We start from the raw sequence: 16,436 nt of genomic DNA on the forward strand, positions 1-16,436 counted from the left end.
TCGTCTATCTAGCGCACAGTAAACAAGTTGTCAGGATTTGCGGCCAGAACTGAGGGGGCAAGTGGTGATGAATGAAAATGTGAAGCCGAGGGTGGTGACCCTCGTGAGCGCAAGGTCACGAGGGCTCGTGATCTCCGGAGCCATCCTACTTGGTGGTCTGGCCACGGTTGGCCTCGGCCCCGGGCCTCGCCCAAAGCCCTCAGCTGAAGACAAAGCGGTCGAGGCGGCCTCGGCGTCAATCTCAATCCACCAGGAGATCGACCTAAACGCGAGTCCGCAGCGCGTCTACGAGGCGCTCTTGGACGCCAAGCAGTTCAACACGTTCTCGGGCCTTCCGGCCGAGATCCATCGCGAAGCCGGCGGGGACTTCTCGTGCTTCGGCGGCCACATCGTGGGACGAAACGTCGAGCTCGTGCCCAACCAGCGGATTGTTCAGGCCTGGCGCGCCGTCGGCTGGCCCGAGGGCGCCTATTCCATCGCCAAGTTTGAGTTGAAGGCACAGGGCTCCGGGACCCGGGTGATCCTGGATCACAGGGGTTTTCCGGAGGGGTTGAAGGATCATCTCGCCCAAGGCTGGAAGGAACACTACTGGGATAACCTGACCAAGTACTTCCCCTGAGCAGGTCCTCGTGGTCGTGAGGTCGCCCCGCCCGGGGTCGGGCGCGGTTAGGCGGAGAGAATTGGGGGCGCCGAGGACAAGCCCGGTCTAGGGGGCGGAATGTGTCAATGATTGTGAGACGGTCAACGAGTGGTTTGTTGGCGTTCCTCCAGCCGCCGATCATAGCGGTGACGAACTCTTGGTCCGATCGGATCTCGGGAGACGAAGCGTCCTACTTGGGGTCGTGCGTTGTAGTAGATAAAACGCACCCTCCGCGCTTCGGCGGCACCTCACGGGAGCGGTGGACTACGTGATCGTCGTCCCCTCGGTGTTCGCGTCAAATGGAGCGCTGCGGTCCAGCCAACAGAGGACTTGTAAACCTGGGCATCCACGTTCAGCGTTTCGTCAACCGAGTTCCAAGAAAAGGAGTCAGGCGGGGCGCCAGGTCTGGTACTCGCCAGGACTTCAGACCGGATTTTCGGAGGAGCGCCTGTCGCGCGGACTAGTCGATCCAGTTCGTCGATGGCGTCGATCGCTCTGTGCGAAGTTCGCTTCACAATCACCGCCGTCAGACCGCGCGCGTCGTCGGCACTTCCAGTGTCGAATACGAATGTCGTACAGCACTCACACTCGCCGTCAATCACTCGCCCAGACCACGTGAACATGCGATGGGGTGTATCGGAGTCACTGGGGCTCATTGGTCCCGGCACGACTTGCAGGATGTCTTTCAGAGTCAGCGTCTCTCCTGGCGAGCTCCCTAAGCGCTTCAAGAGTTGCTCGTCGGCCCCTAGGCTGCGGCATACGCTGGGGGGTGACGAACCGCCAGAGAGTGTTAGCAGGATCGGAAGTATGGCGTAAGTTGAGGTCATTGACGATTCGCGGCCTCCTGGGTTGCTCTCGACTGAAGGGGAGGAATCATCACGAATCGAGAACGAACTCCAAGCCGTCATCATCGAGGGGCCGTTCTGTCGTCACCGCTACGCGCCTGACGACACCGATGACCCGGAAAGCCCATAGCGTGCGGCAGACCTCAAAGCTGGAAAGGCGGGACTGCGCACAGAGGAACTCGACGTCGCGGGCCTCCCCCAGGGAAGCCACGAGCTCCATAGCCTGAGGCGAGAGACTCATCTGCTGGATCGTGGCCTCCTGGCCCCCGCAGCGCACGTAGCGCGCCTCCAACCCCCCAACCGCGCGCTCTATTCGGGTCCAGGACTCGATCCTCCTTATGCCCTCGAGGATCACGCTCGGTGTGTTGATGTTCAGGGTGATGGACTCGTGGGATTCCGCTCCCTCGTCGAGCCGATAGCGCCCTTCAGTCCACTGGAACGCCCCGTAGATGATCTCCTGGGTCTGGTCGACGACCGCCCGCACGAGGTCTTTGGGGGCAAGTGTGCCCTGCTCCACCAGGATGGTCCCCAGCCGCTTGCCGGGTGTGATGGCCTTGGACCCGTCGACGAGCTGCCGCAGGGTGAGGGCGCCCCGCCGCAGCAGGAGCGTTCCCAGCCGGCTGTCGGGATCGGAGGAGGAGGCAAAGACCATCCTGCCGTCCTTCAAGCTCACACGCACTTCCACAGCTGTCCGACCCAGGATCAGCACGCCCGTCCAAAGGCGCCGACTCAGGTCCAGGACCAGATCGGGCAGGTCCTGTTCTCCCAGGTTCCCTTCGGGCCGCGGGGATGAAGCCTCTGTTCCCATGCGCGGCTGATTATCGGAGATTACTGAGTCTGCGCCAAGCGCGGAACCTTGTTCCTTCTCATCATGGATTCAGCGCCCGCCCTACTCGAGCCCGTGCTTCGTGGAAGCGGGGGCCGGATGGGGCCAGCAAACGCACGAGCAGGAAACGCCGGTCGAGCTCGTCGACCGCAGCCCGCATCCCCCCGAAAGCCTCGAGCTCCTCGTGGAGACCCTCCACAACGGCTGCGTCGATTTGGCGTCCGGTTATCAGCGTCGTTCCCAGATACGAGGCATCGCTGGCGACCCACGGCCGGGACACGTCTTCCTCGCTGGGCTCGACCCGGTAGCGTTCCAGGTATTCGAGCGAACCAGCGCGTGACACCGCCAGCTCGTGGGCCAGGGTGGCGAACATCCATTGCTCGCCCCGCGCCTTCCGCCCGCTCATCAATGCATCGCTCCAGTAGAGATAGCCGCTGTCGGAGAGGTCTATCTCGATCCGTTGGTCGATCCGGGCCCCTGCGAATGGGATCAGCGGCTTCCACTGGCATTGCAGCCGGGCGTCATGCCCGATGTAATACGTGCTCAGGAGCCGCGCCACGCTCCCTTCAGGGCTGGGATGCACCTGCAAGGCCGATTGGGACGTCAGCCGCACCGACGCGCCCCGCTCCACACGGATCCTTTGCTCGAAGCAGTCGCCGCCGAAGACGCCCGGGGCGGACGAGGCGAGAATCACGTGAAGTCCCTCGCCCTCTCGGAAGCACCGGCCGACGCGGAGCGGCGGCTCCGCGTACGCGTCTGCCAGCACGGTTCGACCGTTCCGACAGGCAAACCGCAGCTCGAGCCTGGCATGCCGGCCGATCGTCGACAGGGAACGGCGATCGCGACTCTCGACAAGCGGTTCGGCCGACCCGCGCATCACTAGACTAGCCGGCGACATCTTCGTAAAGCAGATCACGCCGAATCCACGTCACCACATTCTCGAGGCCCGCACCGTTCTTGAGGTTGGTGAACACGAACGGCCGATCGCGTCGCATCAGCTTCGCGTCCCGTGCCATGACGTCGAGGCTGGCGCCCACGTGCGGTGCGAGATCGATCTTGTTGATCACCAGGAGGTCGGACCGTGTCACCCCCGGTCCGCCTTTGCGTGGGATCTTGTCGCCGCCCGATACGTCGATGACGTAGATCGACGCGTCCACGAGCTCCGGACTGAAGCTCGCCGCCAGATTGTCCCCCCCGCTCTCCAGGAACACGATGGCCAGATCAGGATGCCGGTGGCAGAGCTCGTCGAGAGCGTCGAAGTTCATCGACGCATCCTCCCGAATGGCCGTGTGGGGGCATCCTCCGGTCTGCACGCCGATGATGCGGTCGGCGGGCAGGGCTTCGCTCCGAACCAGAAACTCCATGTCCTCGCGCGTGAAGATGTCGTTCGTGATGACGCCCAGGCGGTACCGCTCGCGCATGGCCTTGCAGAGAGAATCGACGAGCGCGGTCTTGCCGGATCCCACTGGTCCGCCGATCCCGATCCGTAGGGGGGTGCGGCTCACGATCGGAATAGCCGTGAATGGAGGTGCCGCTGGGCCATGAGGGCGATGTCCATGGCCGGCGTAAACGACTCGGCCCGGGCTCGGCCCGCCATGGCCTCCACCACGGCCGGGACCCGTTTGAGGACGGCGGCCAGCTGGGTGTGCGCATCCGTTTGTCCGATCGACATCAAGCGCATCGCCGCCGAGATCGTTGACGCGAGCCGCGTGTACGCAAACGCCGCGGCCGCATCAAGTTTCGCCACTCCCGCCGCCGCCGACACGCAGCCAAACCCGACCGGCAGCGTCGGCCGAATGATCCTGCGATTGGCGAGCTCGAGTGCCTCCTCCAGGCGTGGATCGGGATAGAGCGCGTGCCAAGTGGTCACCAGCCGCAGGCCCATCGCATGACTCGAATGACGCGCTGACGCCGCCGGTCGCAAAGCGTGGATCTCGTCATCCAGCCTGCCGAGCGCCGACCACTCACGATTGGTGAAGGCCGCCCATGCCTGGAGCATGGTCGGACCGTCGGCGCGGCCGAGGGTCTCATCGAGACACACGTCGAGCCATGCGCGCAGGTCGCCGGGGGTTCGGACACGCCCCGCGGAAGTCGCCGCTTCAAGGCCGTCCGAGTAGCCGAAAGCCCCGATCGGAAACAGGCTGTCGCAGAGGTGCAGCAGGGCGACCAGCGTCATCGTCAATGTTGATGGGGGGCGACGGCCGTCGCAGGCGTGAACGGCAACGTCGCGCGCGTATAGGGGATGTGCTGCTGCTCCAGCAGCTGCTCGACGCCCGCGACGTCCGGACACACGATCGCACGCTCGGCAATCATCAGCGGCTGATGCCGGTTGCCGATGTGGTACGCAAACAAGCCCCACTCCTGCTGGGTCCGCGGCTCGATCACGAACACGGGTTCCGGCCGCTCGACGACGGTCACCACCGTGCGGGCAGCGTCGACCACGAGGCAGTCGCCCTGGCGAAGAATCGTCCCCCGCGGCAGCGCCGTGCCAAACTCAACCCCGCCATCTGACCGCCGCCGGCCGTGCACGTGCACACGGTCCTCCCAGCCAAGAGTTATGGTGTCCAGCGCGTAGCCCCGGGCGGCTTCGGGCAGTGAGTCCTCGTGGTGTGTCCCTTCAATGACCGTCACGGTTGGTGTCGTGGCGCCTGAGTTGATGCCTGCCAACGCGGTCCCCCTAGAAAAGAAAATACCGCTGCGCGAGAGGTAGAACGTCGGCCGGTTCGCTCGTCAACAGCTGCCCGTCCGCGCGAACCTCATAGGTGTCCGGATTCACCTCTACTTTGGGCAGTGCGTCGTTGAGCACGAGGTCGCGTTTTCCGAGCGTCCGGCAGCCGCGGACCGCGGCTGCCCGGCGCCCCAGCCCGGCGAGGGCGCCCGAGGCGACGCCGGCCTGGCTGACGAAATTCAGGCTGCACGCGTTCAGCGCCCCGCCGTAGAACCCGAACATCGGCCGCCCCACGACCGGCTGCGGCGTCGGAATCGACGCGTTGCCATCGCCCATCATCGCCCCTGCGATGAACCCACCCTTGAGGATCAACTCTGGCTTGACGCCAAAGAACGCCGGCTTCCACAGTACGAGGTCCGCCAGTTTGCCGACCTCGATCGACCCGACCTCGTGCGCGATGCCGTGCGCGATCGCCGGGTTGATGGTGTACTTCGCGATGTAGCGCCGAACGCGCAGGTTGTCGCTTCCCGGCGTCTCCCCGCTCAACGGGCCCCGCTGACGCTTCATCTTGTCCGCCGTCTGCCACGTGCGGCAGATCACCTCGCCGATCCGCCCCATCGCCTGCGAATCAGAGGACATCATGCTGATGGCGCCCAGATCGTGCAGCACGTCCTCGGCGGCGATCGTCTCCGGGCGGATGCGCGAGTCGGCGAACGCAACGTCCTCGGGGACGTGCGGCGACAGGTGATGGCAGACCATGAGCATGTCCAGATGCTCGTCGAGCGTGTTGCGCGTGAAGGGCATGGTTGGGTTCGTGGACGAGGGCAGCACGTTCGGCTCTCCGCAGAGGCGGATGATGTCCGGAGCGTGGCCACCACCTGCACCCTCGGTGTGATACGTGTGGATCGTCCGCCCCTTGATGGCGCGGATGGTGTCCTCGACGAACCCCGCCTCGTTCAGCGTGTCGGTGTGAATCGCCACCTGAACGTCGAACTCGTCGGCCACGCACAAGCATTGGTCAATGGCGGCGGGCGTAGTGCCCCAGTCTTCGTGGAGCTTGAGGCCGAGCGCGCCCGCGCGGATCTGCTCCCGCAACGACTCCGGACCGGACGCGTTGCCCTTGCCAAGAAACCCGAAATTGAGCGGAAACGCCTCCACCGCCTCGTACATGCGGCGGATGTTCCACGCGCCGGGCGTGCAGGTCGTGGCCTTCGTTCCTGTGGCGGGTCCGCTCCCGCCGCCAATGAGGGTCGTGATGCCAGCGTAAAAGGCTTCCGGAATCTGGTTCGGCGAGATGAAATGGACGTGGGTGTCGATGGCGCCTGCGGTCAGGATGTGGCCCTCCCCCGCCAGCACCTCGGTCGAGCCGCTGATGATCAGCTCGGGCGATACGCCCTCCATCACGCCTGGATTGCCGGCCTTTCCGATGCCGGAGATGCGGCCGTCGCGTATGCCCACGTCCGCCTTTCGGATCCCGGAGCTGTCGACGATGACCACGTTCGTGATAACGAGGTCGGGCGAGCCCGCCCCGCGGCTGGCCGTCGCCGACTGCCCCATGCCGTCGCGAATGACCTTGCCGCCCCCGAATTTTGCCTCGTCGCCGTAGACCGTGGCGTCGGCCTCGATCCGGATGACGAGCTCCGTGTCGGCCAGCCGCATGCGGTCGCCCGTTGTCGGGCCGTAGTGGTTCGCGTAGGTCAGGCGATCGATCTTCATGGTGACGGCTTGAGGAAGCGGCCTACGGCCTCCAGGGCGGCGGCGCGCACGGCGGCGTCATCGAGCGCGCCTTCGACGAGGCGATTGAGGCCGATCACCTCACGGGACCCGCCGATGGCCACCAGCTCCACTTCGCGCGTGTCGCCGGGCTCGAAGCGAACGGCCGTGCCCGAGGCGACGTTCAAGCGCATGCCATATGCTGCTGGGCGGTCGAACGACAGGCAACGATTCACTTCGAAGAAATGGAAGTGCGAGCCCACCTGAACCGGGCGATCACCGGTGTTCGCCACCTCGAGGCGCCTCGTCGCTCGGCCGGCGTTCAGCTCGATCGGGTCAGGGGCAAAAAAATATTCTCCGGGGATCATGACCTCACCTAATGGGCTGATGGATCGTCACGAGCTTGGTGCCATCGGGAAACGTCCCTTCCACCTGAATCTCCCCGATCATCTCGGCGACGCCCTCCATGACCGCATCCTGGGGAAGGATGGTCGGGCCGACGCTCATGATCTCGGCCACGGACTTGCCGTCGCGGATGAGCTCCAGGATCTCCGACGTAATGAGGGCCACCGCTTCCGGATGATTCAGCTTCAGGCCGCGCGCGCGACGCTTTCGAGCGAGCTCGCCCGCGCTGAAGATGAGCAGTTTGTCGATTTCGCGCGGTGTTAGATGCACGCAAGCGCCTCGTGGAAGGTTGGCTAGACGTTAACACACGGGAGGTGCACTACCCAATGTCGAATTGATCAGCAATAGGCGTGCCTCGCGACCTTCCGAATGCCCGAAGGGGCCCTCTTGGCGTTGGTGCCGGCGTTCCGAGGTTGGCGTTCAGAGCCTTCGTGCACGGTCGCTGAGCCGCTGGACGCAAGTCAGGGTGGCGTGCCCGAGCGACCGTACGTCGAGCCGGGTCCGACCGCCTTGGGCACTCCGGTTGAAACGCCACCCGTGACATTTGTGTTACCTATTTGGGCTCATCGCACATTTGCGTCACGAGCGATGGTGGGTGCTCCTCAAGGGGCTCGCGACTCTCGACGGCCGACTCATTGGGGTTCCCCTAGGTGAGTGGTCTCTCCATCTGACTGGGACATTAAGGTCACATTGAATTCACGATACTACAATTCTGTCAGCTCGTCTTAACATCTTGGTGCTGCCCGATAGCCTCGCTAACTAACGCTTCACATTGGTGTTAGCGCCCGCATTCTAGGCCGGTGGGGACCCGGTCTCAAGCTTGCATTCTTAGGCACCCGACGTCCAACTCTTCGTTTCGTGCGCGCGTGTCTCGGCCAGCTCCTCGGCGATTTGGCAGGTGGGGTTCTGGCGGTCCTGAAGTCCGTGACAGGCGCGCCATCTTGGGAGACGGCCACGTGCGAGCTCATCTTGACCTTCGGTGGACCGGGCAAGGATTCGATCGTGGTGCTGCCCAAAAGACACGAGGTTTGTCAGTTCGCCCTTCCCGCGCCCACGCGAAAGGATGGACAGTGATCGATATCTACATCGGGAAACACTCCGCGGCTTCTGCGCGCTATGGAGCAACTGCTCTTCTCGCGTGTGCCCTGGTGCTGGCGTCCGCGCCGCTGCGAGCGGAGGACGCCCCACTCCCCAGCGTCTCGGTGGGAGGTGGTGTACGAACCAGCTTCCAGCACGACTCACCCGACGGCGGGAGCTCCACAGACTCCTTTCTTCTCAACAGCGTTCGTCTCTACGTGAACGGCTCGGTCACCCGCAAGATCAAGCTCATGTTCAACACCGAGTACGACGGATCGGGCAATCACGTGACGGTCCTCGACGCGGTCGCGCGTCTGGAGTGTTCCGACCAGGTCAATTTCTGGGTCGGTCGGATGCTGCCACCGAGCGACCGCGCGAACCTCTATGGCCCGTACTACGCAAACCACTGGGACGTGTACACCGACGGCGTCCAAGATGGCTATCCGTTCGTCGCCACCGGTCGCGACAACGGCGCCCTGTACTGGGGCCAGTTCGGCAAGGTGAAGGTCGCGGCCGGCGCCTACGACGGCACCTCCGCCACCGGGGTCAGCAAGCTGATCGGAGCCGGCCGGGTCCAGGTCGATCTCTGGGATCCGGAGCCCGGCTACTACATGAACGGCACGTACTACGGCGAGAAGAACGTTCTCGCCTTCGGGGCGGCCGGGCAGGTGCAGGGCAGCGACAAGGCCCAGGGAAGCAACAAGGCTTACAGCGGCGACTTCCTGGTTGAGAAGAAGCTAAGCGGCGGCAGTGCCTTCTCGATCGAGGCCGAATACGCGAAGTACGACGGGCTCGGCGGCTACCAGGCGCGCTACGCCACGGACAAGGGTGGCTACGTGCTGGCGAGCTATCTCTTCCCCCCCGCGAAGGGCACGACACGGAGGTTCGAGATCCTCGGCAAGTTCGCCAAGGCGACTTTCAGCAATGGCATCACGGCGAAGGACCGTGACTACGACCAGAAGACCATCGAAGTCAACGTGAATTACCTGGTCAAGGAATTCAACGCGCGCGTGATGCTGTTCTACCTCCACAAGGACTTCAGCGCGGTACAACCGAACGACCAGCAGTTCGGCGTCGGTTTCCAGGTGCAGATCTAAATGACAAGGATGTCCCGCGGAGGCACGGTCTTGAGTCCTCGATCCCGATTCATAAAGGAGTTAAGCCATGAGTCGTAGACACTTGTTCCTGGCCGCCCTGTCGCTTGGTCTGGCGCTGGCTCTCCCGAGCGCCGGATCGGCCCAGGACACCATCAAGGTCGGCGTTCTCCATTCCCTCTCGGGAACGATGGCGATCAGCGAGACCACCCTCAAAGACACGGTTCTCATGATGATCGACGAGCAGAACAAGAAGGGGGGACTGCTCGGCAAGAAGCTCGAAGCCGTCGTGGTCGATCCCGCATCGAACTGGCCGCTCTTTGCGGAGAAAGCCCGTCAACTCCTCGAGAAGGACAAGGTCGCGGTGGTCTTCGGATGCTGGACCTCGGTGTCCAGAAAGTCCGTGCTGCCCGTGTTCGAGAAGGATGACGGATTGCTCTTCTACCCCGTCCAGTACGAGGGCGAGGAGTCGTCGAAGAACGTGATCTACACGGGAGCGGCGCCCAATCAGCAGGCTATTCCCGCGGTCGATTACCTGATGAAGGAAGTCGGGGTGAAGCGCTGGGTGCTCGAAGGGACCGATTACGTGTACCCGCGCACCACCAACAAGATTCTGGAGGCCTATCTCAAGGCCAAGGGTGTGGCGCCTGCCGACATCTCGATCAACTACACCCCCTTTGGTCACTCGGACTGGCAGACGCGAGTAGCCGCCATCAAGACGTTCGGTTCCGCCGGTAAGAAGACCGCGGTGGTGTCGACGATCAACGGCGACGCCAACGTGCCCTTCTACAAGGAGCTCGGCAACCAGAAGATCTCGGCGGAAGACATTCCAGTCGTGGCGTTCTCGGTGGGTGAGGAGGAGCTCTCCGGTCTCGATACCAAGCCGCTCGTCGGCCACCTTGCGGCCTGGAACTACTTCATGAGCAACAGCTCACCCGCCAACAAGGCGTTCATCGAGCGGTGGCATGCGTTCATCAAGAACCCCAAGCGGACGACGAACGATCCGATGGAGGCACACTATATCGGGTTCAACCTGTGGGTGAAGGCGGTCCAGAAGGCGGGCTCGACCGACGTTGAGAAGGTGCTTGCCGCCCTCCCCGGCCTCGAGGTGCCCAACCTCACGGGTGGCGTGGCCAGGGTCCTTCCCAACCACCACATCACCAAGCCTGTCTACATTGGGGAAGTGCGGGCCGACGGTCAGTTCGACGTGGTCTGGAAGACCACGGCCCTGGTTCCCGGCGATGCCTGGTCGCCTTACCTGACAGGCAGCAAGGACATCGCCGCCGATTGGGTAACGCTCAAATGCGGTAATTTCAACACGATAACGAAGGTTTGTTCGGGACAGAACTACAAGTAACCTTTCATGCCCCTCCTCGATCGGCGACATGTGCGTGGGCGTCGGTCCGGTCGAGGAGCGGGCATGGCCAACCCGCCGAGGCCGCTCTGGCTGCTGGCGGGTCTCGCGCTCCTGTTTCCCGCGCTCGCCCAACCCCAGGACGACAGCTTCCTGGCCACGCTCGGAGAGCTGCGCGAGGCCAGCTTTCCGGACAAGGAACGGATCGTCGAGCGTCTGGGCGAGGGCGGCCATCCGAGCGCGCGGCCGGTCCTCGCCGCCTGGCTCGAGGATCGGCTCTGCGTTCGCCAGTCGGACCAGAAGATCCTCATCGTCAAGTCGACGGACGAGAGCCTGGCGTCGCTCGAGCTCGTCGATCCCGGCTCGCAGAAGGACGCCGGCTCCGCGACCCGGGACGATCTGGCCAAGATCGGAACGAACAATCATCTGCGCCGGCAGCTCAAGATCGCGCTCGCGCGGTTCGACCTGTCGAGCACGGATCCGGCCGTGCGGCTCGGGGCCGTTCGGGAGATGCTGCGCGCGCTGGACGAGCCGAGCATCGCCCTCATGCGAAAGAGGGTCGGCCTCGAGAAGGATGCCGCCGTGAAAGGAGAGATCGAGACCGGCTTGGCGCTCGCGGCGCTGGACGGCAGCGATCCCAAGGCCCGGCTGGAGGCGATCGCGGCCCTCGCCCACAGGCTCAGGCCCGACGTCCGCAATCGGCTCGCGAGCCTGCTCGAGAAGTCAGCGGACGGCACGTCCGCCGAAAGCGATGCCGCGGTCAGAAAGGCGGCCGCCGCGGCCGTTCGCACGATTGATCAGAAGCGTGCCGTGTACTCGGGGGTTGAAACGCTGTTCTTCGGCCTGAGCCTGGGGTCGGTGCTCGTGCTGGTGGCCATCGGGCTCGCGATCACCTTCGGCGTCATGGGCGTGATCAACATGGCCCACGGCGAGCTGATGATGCTGGGAGCCTACACCACGTACGTCGTGCAGCAGTCGATGCCGAATCACGTCGAAGCCTCGGTCCTCATCGCCATCCCGGCCGCGTTTCTCGTTGCCGGGGCGGCGGGGGTGGTCCTCGAGCGCACGATCATCCGCTTTCTCTACGGCCGGCCCTTGGAGACATTGCTCGCGACCTTCGGCGTGAGCCTTGTCCTGCAGCAGCTGGTGCGGTCCATTTTCTCGGCGAACAACCGGGCGGTCGAGACGCCCGCCTGGATGAGCGGCACCCTGCAGCTCAACGAAGCGCTGTCGATCACCTATAACCGCTTGTACATCATCGTCTTCACGATGTTGGTGTTTGCGATACTCGTGATGGTTCTGAAGCGGACCCGCCTGGGCCTCGACATCCGGGCCGTAGCCCAGAATCGCGCGATGGCGCGGGCCATGGGGGTTCGCAGCCAATGGGTGGACGCCATGACCTTTGGTCTCGGGTCCGGCATCGCGGGCGTGGCCGGGGTGGCGTTGAGCCAGCTCACCAATGTCGGCCCCAACCTCGGCCAGTCCTACATCATCGACTCGTTCATGGTGGTCGTGTTTGGCGGCGTCGGCAATCTCTGGGGCACGCTGATCGGCGGCATGGCCATGGGCATCGTCAACAAGCTGCTGGAGCCGTACGCGGGCGCGGTGCTCGGAAAGATCCTCGTCCTGGTGGCGCTGATCCTCTTCATCCAGCGCCGGCCGCGGGGGCTGTTTCCCCAAGTCGGCCGGGCGGCGGAGGCCCAATGATGCGCGCTCCGCGGCTATGGATCCCGCCGCGGGAGGACCCGGGCGGCGCGGTGTTCCTGCTGCTGTTGGCGGCGGTGGCGATTGGCGTCCCGGTCCTGAACCAGGTGGCTCCCGCGTCCTCGCCGCTGCACCTATCGACCTACACCCTTACCCTCGCCGGCAAGTACCTGTGCTACGCGATGCTGGCACTGGCGGTCGATCTGGTCTGGGGGTACTGCGGCATCCTGAGCCTGGGTCACGCCGCTTTCTTCGCGCTCGGCGGATACGCCATGGGCATGTACCTCATGCGCCAGATCGGCCCCCGCGGCGTCTACGGCAACCCGCTGCTTCCCGACTTCATGGTCTTCCTCAACTGGCAGAAGCTGCCGTGGTTCTGGCTGGGATTCGACCGCTTCTGGTTCGCGGTCGTGATGATGGCGCTGGTGCCGGCGGCCCTGGCGGTCGTGTTCGGCTGGCTCGCCTTTCGCTCGCGGGTGACGGGCGTCTATCTCTCCATCATGACGCAGGCGCTCACCTACGCCCTCATGCTCGCGTTCTTCCGAAACGACATGGGCTTTGGCGGCAACAACGGCTTCACGGACTTCAAGGACATTCTGGGCTTCGATCTCCACCAGGACAGCACCCGGGTCGTCCTGCTGGTGGTCACGACGGCGGCCCTGGCGGCTAGCTACCTCGCCTCCCGGATGATCGTGCGGTCCCGGGCCGGGCGCGTCATCCGCGCCATCCGCGACGCGGAGAGCCGCACCCGGTTCCTCGGCTACCGGGTCGAGTCCTACAAGCTCTGGGTGTTCGTGTTCTCCTCCGTGGTGGCGGGCATCGCGGGCGCGCTTTACGTGCCCCAGGTCGGCATCATTAATCCCAGCGAGTTCGCGCCCATCAACTCGATCGAGGTGGTCATCTGGGTGGCGGTCGGAGGGCGAGGAACGCTCGTAGGAGCCGCGGCGGGCGCCTTTCTAGTGAACTACGCCAAGACATTCTTGACGGGCGCCCTCCCGGAGGTGTGGCTCTACGCGCTGGGCGCCCTCTTCGTGTTGGTGACGGTCTTCCTGCCCCGTGGGCTGATGGGCCTCCTGTCGCGCCCCTGGCGGTCGCGTCCGGCCGGAGAGGCTACTCCGGCCGCGTGGACCCATCAACCCCAGTTGGGCGTGTCGGCCGTGATCAAGGCGAAATGACGGCGCCCCCGTCTGAAGCCTCACGCAAGATGCTCCGCCTCGAGGACCTGACCGTCAGCTTCGACGGCTTCAAGGCCCTGGACGGCCTCTCCCTGACCGTGGAGCCAGGAGAGCTGCGTTGCATCATCGGTCCCAACGGCGCCGGCAAGACCACGATGATGGACGTGGTGACGGGCAAGACGCGTCCGGACCACGGCTCTGCTTGGTTCGGGCCGGATGTCAATCTCCTGATCCTCTCCGAGCCCGAGATCGCCGAATCGGGGATCGGGCGCAAGTTCCAGAAGCCAACCGTGTTCGAGCAGCTCTCCGTGTTCGAGAACCTGGAGCTCGCTCTTTCGGGCGACAAGTCGTTCTGCCGGACGCTCCTCGCTCGCCTGAATCCGCCCGACCGCGAGCGCATCGACTCCGTACTCGAGACAATCGGGCTCACCCCTTATCACGCGGCGATGGCGGGCACCCTCTCCCACGGGCAAAAGCAGTGGCTCGAGATCGGCATGCTCCTCATGCAGGAGCCGGAGCTGCTGCTGGTGGACGAGCCCGTGGCGGGCATGACACCTCAGGAAACCGAGCGCACGGCGGAGCTGCTCCTCTCGCTTCGAGCCGAGCACACGCTCATCGTGGTGGAGCACGACATGGACTTTGTGCGCTCGATAGCGAGGCGGGTGACCGTCCTCCACGAGGGGCGCGTCCTGGCCGACGGTGACATGAACCAGGTGCAGAGCGACCCGCGCGTCATCGAGGTGTATCTCGGAGCGTGAGCGTGCTCGCGGTCAATAGACTGAACCAGTCCTACGGCGGCAGCCACACGCTCTGGGACGTCGACGTTGCCGTGCCCATGGGAGCGTGCACGTGTCTCATGGGCCGCAACGGCATGGGAAAGACCACGCTCCTGAAATGCATCATGGGCCTCCTGCCGGCGTCGTCCGGGGAGATCCGCTTCCGCGGCACCGATCTGCGCAGGCTTCCCGCGGAGGGGCGCGCCCGCCTCGGCATCGGCTACGTGCCCCAAGGCCGGGAAATATTTTCGCATCTCACGGTCGAGGAGAATCTGCGCGTCGGCCTTGGCGCGCACAGAGCCGGCGTGCGTTCGATTCCGGCCTACGTCTTCGAGCTGTTTCCCATGCTGAAGCAGATGCTGCATCGGCGCGGCGGCGACCTCTCCGGTGGACAGCAGCAGCAGCTGGCCATCGGCCGCGCGCTCGTCCTGGAGCCGACGCTGCTCATCCTCGACGAGCCCACGGAAGGGATTCAGCCCAATCTCGTGCACGAGATCGGCGACGTCATCCTCAGGCTCAACCGGGAAGCGGGGGTCACGGTCTTGGTCGTGGAGCAGCAACTCCGCTTCGCCCGGCGCGTGGCGAGTGAATTCTGCATTCTTGAAAAGGGCCGGTGCGTCGCCGGCGGCTCCATAGCCGCGTTGACCGACAGCGTCGTGCGCCAACACCTGAGCGTCTGAAAGAACGCCCATCCCACCCTAAGCTCCTCTCTCCTAGAGCCCGAGGCTGGCGGTACTACTCCACGACACGCTTGCTGGCGGACTCGCCCGGGTGCGACTCCCCTAGTTGGCGTCGCTGAGCTACGATGTCGGGGGTTCCGATCGTGATCCGCCTTCACCACACTCCGTCCGCGCCGCTCTCCGACTTCGTAGACCTGCTTTGGCTGTACGACGGCTACGCTCCGTCGCACGCTAAGGAGCGGCTGCTTCCCATGGGCACCGTGGAGCTCGTGGTGAACCTGCGGGAAGACCAGCCCGCCTTCCGCCGCCCCGTGGTTGCCGGGCCCCATTCGGAGTATTCGGTCCTCGACACCTCCCAGCAAGCGTCGGTGATCGGCGTCCATTTCAAGCCGGGCGGAGCCTTCCCGTTCCTCGGCGTTCCCGCGGGAGAGCTCCACAATCTCGAGGTGGACCTTGACACCCTGTGGGGAGCGAGGGCTGCGGAGATGCGCGAGCGGATCCTCACCGCTCCCACCCCCCAGGCGAAGCTCCGGGTCCTGGAGCAGGCGCTTCTGGCCACCGCACGGTCTTTCGCGCGGCACCCGGCGGTGGCTTTTGCTCTCCGCGAGTTCGAAGCCGTACCCCAGGCACGGAGGATTGCCGACGTCACGAACGCCGTGGGCCTGTCGCAGAGACGCTTCATCGACCATTTCCGCGACGAGGTGGGTCTTACGCCCAAGCTCTTCTGCCGGGTGCGCCGATTCCAGGAGGTGGTGCGCCTCGTTCATCGGGCGCGGGAGGTCGACTGGACGGACGTCGCGCTCTCCTGCGGCTACTTCGACCAGGCTCACTTCATCCACGATTTCCGTGCCTTCTCGGGGCTCAGTCCCACGACCTACCTCGCCTGGAAGAGCGACCACCAAAACCACGTCCCGCTACCCGACTAGGCGTCAGTTTTTTACAATCCTCGGGGCCCAGTCTTCGGGCAGTGTAGGTGTGTCAAGGAGGCGAACGAATATGGCAGGAAAAGTGAAGCCGATCCCTGAGGGTTACCACACGGTCACGCCGTACTACACAGTCGCAAACGCCGCCAAGCTGCTCGAGTTCGTGAAGCAGGCCTTCGGGGCGGAGGAGACCTTCCGGATGGCAGACCCTGATGGCTCGATCCGCCACGCGGAGGCACGCATCGGCGACTCGATGGTGATGATCGGCCAAGCGCGCGACCAATGGAAACCGAACCCGAACGCCGTCTACCTCTACGTCCCCGACGTCGACGCCACGTACCGAAAGGCCCTGGCCGCGGGAGCCCGGTCGACGCAGGAGCCGACCACGCATTTTTACGGCGATCGGGGCGCCGGGGTCGAGGACGCGCAAGGCAACATCTGGTGGATCGGGACGCACGTGGAAGATGTGCCTCCGGGGGAGATGGAGAAGAGGGCAAAGGCGGCTCAGGCTAAGGCCTGAGGCCCCGTGGGGAGCGCGCCCCGGGCAATAGGCGGC

Annotated in this window: 17 protein-coding genes; 9 read left to right on the plus strand and 8 right to left on the minus strand. The window is 64.6% G+C overall.

The annotated features are described in order from the left end of the window. Positions 1-67: 67 nt before the first annotated feature. Entirely contained in the window at positions 68-619 is a 552-nt protein-coding gene (locus VN461_11595; GenBank protein HXB55421.1) for an SRPBCC family protein, read from the plus strand. 897 nt (positions 620-1,516) lie between these two features. Here the strand turns inward: VN461_11595 and VN461_11600 are convergent. The 8 genes from VN461_11600 to ureA form a co-directional block, all read right to left on the minus strand. Then, positions 1,517-2,293 carry a DUF4388 domain-containing protein gene (locus VN461_11600; GenBank protein HXB55422.1) on the minus strand — a complete coding sequence of 259 codons (777 nt, stop codon included), beginning with the start codon at positions 2,291-2,293 and terminating at the stop codon, positions 1,517-1,519. A gap of 61 nt (positions 2,294-2,354) precedes the next feature. Continuing rightward, on the minus strand, positions 2,355-3,005 hold the full coding sequence (locus VN461_11605) for an urease accessory protein UreD (protein HXB55423.1): 651 nt from the start codon (positions 3,003-3,005) through the stop codon (positions 2,355-2,357). Between the two features lie 190 nt (positions 3,006-3,195). Next, positions 3,196-3,819: an urease accessory protein UreG gene (ureG, locus tag VN461_11610; protein HXB55424.1), complete on the minus strand. Its 624-nt coding sequence runs from the start codon at positions 3,817-3,819 to the stop codon at positions 3,196-3,198. Beyond that, on the minus strand, positions 3,813-4,487 hold the full coding sequence (locus VN461_11615) for an urease accessory UreF family protein (protein HXB55425.1): 675 nt from the start codon (positions 4,485-4,487) through the stop codon (positions 3,813-3,815). Before VN461_11615 ends, ureG begins: the two co-directional genes overlap by 7 nt. A 2-nt stretch (positions 4,488-4,489) precedes the next feature. Next, complete coding sequence (locus tag VN461_11620; protein HXB55426.1) at positions 4,490-4,978, minus strand: urease accessory protein UreE; 489 nt, start codon at positions 4,976-4,978, stop codon at positions 4,490-4,492. A 10-nt stretch (positions 4,979-4,988) separates the two neighbouring features. Continuing rightward, positions 4,989-6,695, minus strand: a complete 1,707-nt coding sequence (gene ureC / locus VN461_11625) for an urease subunit alpha (protein ID HXB55427.1) — start codon at positions 6,693-6,695, stop codon at positions 4,989-4,991. Continuing rightward, positions 6,692-7,060 carry an urease subunit beta gene (locus tag VN461_11630; GenBank protein HXB55428.1) on the minus strand — a complete coding sequence of 123 codons (369 nt, stop codon included), beginning with the start codon at positions 7,058-7,060 and terminating at the stop codon, positions 6,692-6,694. The genes ureC and VN461_11630 overlap by 4 nt, the downstream gene beginning before the upstream one ends. A 4-nt stretch (positions 7,061-7,064) precedes the next feature. Then, positions 7,065-7,367, minus strand: a complete 303-nt coding sequence (ureA, locus tag VN461_11635) for an urease subunit gamma (GenBank protein HXB55429.1) — start codon at positions 7,365-7,367, stop codon at positions 7,065-7,067. Between the two features lie 800 nt (positions 7,368-8,167). On the opposite strand from ureA, the gene VN461_11640 reads away from it, so the two are divergent. The 8 genes from VN461_11640 to VN461_11675 all read left to right on the plus strand — a co-directional run bounded on the left by VN461_11640 (position 8,168) and on the right by VN461_11675 (position 16,400). Beyond that, positions 8,168-9,271 carry a hypothetical protein gene (locus VN461_11640; protein ID HXB55430.1) on the plus strand — a complete coding sequence of 368 codons (1,104 nt, stop codon included), beginning with the start codon at positions 8,168-8,170 and terminating at the stop codon, positions 9,269-9,271. A gap of 67 nt (positions 9,272-9,338) precedes the next feature. Then, complete coding sequence (gene urtA / locus VN461_11645; protein HXB55431.1) at positions 9,339-10,625, plus strand: urea ABC transporter substrate-binding protein; 1,287 nt, start codon at positions 9,339-9,341, stop codon at positions 10,623-10,625. A gap of 63 nt (positions 10,626-10,688) precedes the next feature. Further along, positions 10,689-12,329, plus strand: a complete 1,641-nt coding sequence (gene urtB / locus VN461_11650) for an urea ABC transporter permease subunit UrtB (GenBank protein HXB55432.1) — start codon at positions 10,689-10,691, stop codon at positions 12,327-12,329. Continuing rightward, on the plus strand, positions 12,329-13,501 hold the full coding sequence (gene urtC / locus VN461_11655) for an urea ABC transporter permease subunit UrtC (protein ID HXB55433.1): 1,173 nt from the start codon (positions 12,329-12,331) through the stop codon (positions 13,499-13,501). The genes urtB and urtC overlap by 1 nt, the downstream gene beginning before the upstream one ends. 29 nt (positions 13,502-13,530) lie before the next feature. Beyond that, positions 13,531-14,259, plus strand: a complete 729-nt coding sequence (gene urtD, locus VN461_11660; protein HXB55434.1) for an urea ABC transporter ATP-binding protein UrtD — start codon at positions 13,531-13,533, stop codon at positions 14,257-14,259. A gap of 2 nt (positions 14,260-14,261) precedes the next feature. Further along, entirely contained in the window at positions 14,262-14,957 is a 696-nt protein-coding gene (gene urtE / locus VN461_11665) for an urea ABC transporter ATP-binding subunit UrtE (GenBank protein ID HXB55435.1), read from the plus strand. Between the two features lie 125 nt (positions 14,958-15,082). Beyond that, on the plus strand, positions 15,083-15,883 hold the full coding sequence (locus VN461_11670) for a helix-turn-helix domain-containing protein (GenBank protein HXB55436.1): 801 nt from the start codon (positions 15,083-15,085) through the stop codon (positions 15,881-15,883). Between the two features lie 70 nt (positions 15,884-15,953). After that, positions 15,954-16,400 (plus strand): VOC family protein, encoded by a 447-nt coding sequence (locus VN461_11675; GenBank protein ID HXB55437.1) that lies wholly within the window; start codon positions 15,954-15,956, stop codon positions 16,398-16,400. The last annotated feature ends 36 nt before the right edge of the window (positions 16,401-16,436 follow it).

The organism is Vicinamibacteria bacterium, from assembly GCA_035570235.1.
In the GTDB taxonomy this organism is placed as follows: Bacteria; Acidobacteriota; Vicinamibacteria; order Fen-336; family Fen-336; genus DATMML01.